The sequence below is a fragment of the Mycobacterium sp. genome (genome assembly GCF_035603715.1).
Lineage (GTDB): Bacteria > Actinomycetota > Actinomycetes > Mycobacteriales > Mycobacteriaceae > Mycobacterium.
In genome coordinates this window covers 1-3,679 of sequence record NZ_DATNJW010000097.1, presented here as the reverse complement: position 1 = coordinate 3,679, position 3,679 = coordinate 1, and the positions used below count along the sequence as shown (strand labels likewise).

The window sequence follows — 3,679 nt, the reverse complement described above, 5'->3', positions numbered from 1 at the left end:
CCCCGGACCAGCGCCAGATCCTCCGGTGCGAACAACACCGCCCGCAGCACGCCGATCACCTCGCGGGCGCTGCGGACCGGCGACCGGTTCAATCGCGCTTTGTTGGCCCGGCCGGCGGTGATCTCCAGGTCGACCGCGCATTCGCGCCCGTCGTTGACCACAATCGTCGACACCACCGCGCGCTGGGCCCCAACCCGCACCAGGGGCGCGTCGGTGGCCACCCGATGCGAACTCAAAGTCGACGAATACCACAGGGCCTCAACGAGATTCGTCTTGCCGTAGCCGTTGGAGCCGACGAATACCGTCCGGCCCGGCGTCAGGTCGAGCTCGACATTCGCCCACGACCGGAAGTCCCGCAAGCCCAGATGACGGACGTACACCTAATCGCTAACCAGGCAGACGAACCGGCATGAGCAGGTACACATACTCGGTCTGAGCCGCAGGGAACGGCCCGCTGCCGCTCGGCTGCGCGTCGTCATCGCCGGCCGGACGCAGCACCGCCGGGCGACTCGGTGTGGTGAACCCGAACGACACCCGCTCGGAATGCAGCGACCCCAACCCGTCGGTCAGATACGTCGGGTTGAACGCGATGGTCAGCGGTTCGCCGGCGAATTCCACCGGTACGTCCTCTTCGGCGCGACCCACATCGTCGGCACCCGCCGAGAGTCGCAGCACATCGTCGGAGAATTCCATCCGAACCTGCGCCCCGCGATCGGCCACCAGGGCAACGCGCTTGATCGCCTCGCTCAGTTCGGCCACACCGACAGTAGCCACCGCGGTGTGCTCGGTCGGCAGCAGTTGCCGGAACTTCGGGAACTCCGCATCCAACAGTCGAGTGGTGCTGCGTTTGCCGTTTCCGCTGATGCCCAGCAAGCCGTCCTTGCCGACCGCCGATCCTGCGCCCAACGACAAGTGCACCTCGGCACCGTCGGCACCACTCTTGGCCGCCTCGGACAACGTCTTGGCCGGCACCAACACCGCGGCTTCGACATCAGGTGCAGCCGCCGACCAGGTCAGCTCTCGAACCGCAAGCCGGAACCGGTCAGTAGCAGCCAAAACCACGGACTGGCCGGAGATTTCGACGCGAATCCCGGTCAGCATCGGCAACGTGTCATCACGGCCGGCCGCGACCGCGACCTGACCGATCGCCTCGGCGAACACGTCGGACGGCAGGGCGCCGGTCTCCTCGGGCAGTGCCGGCAGCGTCGGGTAGTCCTCGACCGCCATCGTCGGCAACGAGAACTTCGCGCTTCCGCAAGCCAACGAAACCCTGGTGCCCTCGACCTGGACATCGACGGGCTTGTTCGGAAGCGCCTTGGTGATGTCGGACAGCAGTCGACCTGACACCAAAGCTGTTCCCGGAGAAGCGATTTCAGCGGCCAACCGAACTTCGGCGGAGACCTCGTAGTCGAATCCGGAGATTGTCAGGCCATCATCCGAGCCGGTCAACAGCACGCCGGCCAGCACCGGCACGGTGGGCCTGGTCGGCAGGGTCCGCGCAACCCACGCCACCGCGTCAGCGAAGTCGTCCCGCACCAGGCGGAACTTCAAGTCGGTCAGGCCGACTGTGGTCGTCGCCACGTCCATTGCGTCCCTTCATCACCCCGAACAGCAAGGCCAACGTCAAGCGGCTCCACCCACGTGAGGAGCGGTATTCCCCGCTGACGGACGCCCGTGCCGGTAATCCGTTCCGACGACCGAAACGGCAGTCGAACCACAACCGTAGAGCGTCGGAGGCCATCTTGAAAGCTAATCGGAAGCAGCGACACTCAGGGCTTTCCCGAGTCGAGACCGGGGTGTGGAACGGCTTGTCCCCAACGCCGTTTTCTAAAGAACAAACTAGTAGATATTTCAATAACAGTATTAAGGCCTGTGCAAGCTGGGGACAGCATGAGGTCTGTGCTGCTGGGGGAGCCGACCGGGCTGTGCATGACACGGGGCCGGGTTGTGTGGTTCGTGTGCAGCGGTTGGGGACCGGTCGGGGTTGTGCATGACGACCGTGGTTGGCACGCGAGTGTGAGCAGTGTTGCGCACAGCTGCATCCACAGCCGACTGTGTGACAGGTGTTGTGGCCGAGATAGAAGTTTTTTGGAATCTGGCCGGAAATATCAGCGCTTGGAGCGCTGGCGAATCCGCGTTGTGAGTTCTTTGACGTGATCGAAGATCTCGCGCCGCTCGGCCATCTCGGACAGGATCTTCTTCTGCGCGTACATCACCGTGGTGTGGTCGCGGCCGAAAGCCTGGCCGATCTTGGGCAGCGACAGGTCTGTCAGTTCGCGACATAGATACATGGCGATCTGCCGGGACTGGGCCAGTGCCCGGGTCTTGCCGGGGCCACGTAGTTCCTCGACCGTGGTGTCGAAGTACTCCGCGGTGGCCGCCATGATCGTCGCCGCGCTGATCTGCATGGTGCTCGCATCGGCGATCAGGTCGCGCAACACGATCTCGGCCAGAGCTTTGTCAATCGGCGCCTTGTTCAGCGAGGCGAACGCGGTGACACGAATCAGCGCGCCTTCCAGCTCGCGGATGTTGCGTTCGATGCTGCTGGCGATCAGCTCGAGCACGTCGTCGGGAACATTGAGCCGCTCCATCTGCGCTTTCTTGCGCAGGATGGCGATGCGGGTTTCCAGCTCCGGCGGCTGGACGTCGGTGATCAGCCCCCATTCGAACCGAGTTCTCAGCCGATCTTCAAGTGTTGCAAGCTGTTTGGGCGGCCGGTCGGAGGAGATGACGATCTGCTTATTGGCGTTGTGCAGGGTATTGAAGGTGTGGAAGAACTCTTCCTGGATACCTTCTTTGCCTTCGATGAACTGGATGTCGTCGACCAGCAGCACGTCGACATCGCGGTAGCTGCGTTTGAACGCCACCTTGCGGTCGTCGCGCAGGGAGTTGATGAAGTCGTTGGTGAATTCTTCGGTCGAGACGTACTTGACCCGCATGCCGGGGAACAGCCGCTGGGCGTAGTTACCGGCGGCGTGCAGCAGGTGTGTCTTACCCAGTCCGGACTCGCCCCAGATGAAGAGGGGGTTGTAGGCCCGGGCCGGTGCCTCGGCGATTGCCAGCGCCGCGGCGTGGGCGAACCGGTTCGAGGCGCCGATGACGAATGTGTCGAAGGTGTAGCGGCGGTTCAAGCTGAGGCCGGCGGCCGCGTCGGCCGCGGTGCTGTGTGGCCGCTCGGAGAAGTACGACGGCCAGTTTTGGTGAGCGCTGGCGAGGGCCTCGCCGTCTTCGTCGATCTCGTCGAGGTCGGAGATCGGCTCGTCGGCTCCGGCGCCGATGGCGTCCTCGGATTCGTCGCCGGCTAGCGGGGAGATCCGCACGCCGAGCTCGATCTGTTGTCCGAGCCGACGGCTGAGCGCCTCGGTGATCTGGGTGCGGAGGTGACGTTCGATCTCGTTCTGCACGAAGCTGCTCGGCACGGCGAGAAGAGCAAAGCCCTCGACGATCTGCAGCGGCTGGACGAGGTTCAGCCACGCACGCTGCTGAGGTGTCAGCGGTGGAATATACGGTTCACCGTTGAGCGCGGCGCTATCGGTGGCGAGTTCGCCGTTGAGTTCGGAGACGACCGCGCTCCAGACCGTGGCGAAGCTTGATCCGGGGTCCTCGGTCAACGACGGATCCCCCTGATGTGTCGTCGAAATACAACCGGTAGCTGCGGCGACGAGCTGTCCACATAGTT

3 protein-coding genes are annotated in these 3,679 nt (G+C 63.9%); all 3 read right to left on the bottom strand.

Annotated elements, in window-relative coordinates:
* Positions 1-380: AAA family ATPase (locus tag VN856_RS04195; protein ID WP_325686446.1), on the bottom strand; the 380-nt coding region annotated here is incomplete at its 3' end.
* A gap of 7 nt (positions 381-387) precedes the next feature.
* Positions 388-1,587: a DNA polymerase III subunit beta gene (dnaN, locus tag VN856_RS04190; RefSeq protein ID WP_325686444.1), complete on the bottom strand. Its 1,200-nt coding sequence runs from the start codon at positions 1,585-1,587 to the stop codon at positions 388-390.
* 521 nt (positions 1,588-2,108) lie between these two features.
* Positions 2,109-3,611, bottom strand: a complete 1,503-nt coding sequence (gene dnaA / locus VN856_RS04185; protein ID WP_325686448.1) for a chromosomal replication initiator protein DnaA — start codon at positions 3,609-3,611, stop codon at positions 2,109-2,111.
* Positions 3,612-3,679: the final 68 nt, after the last annotated feature.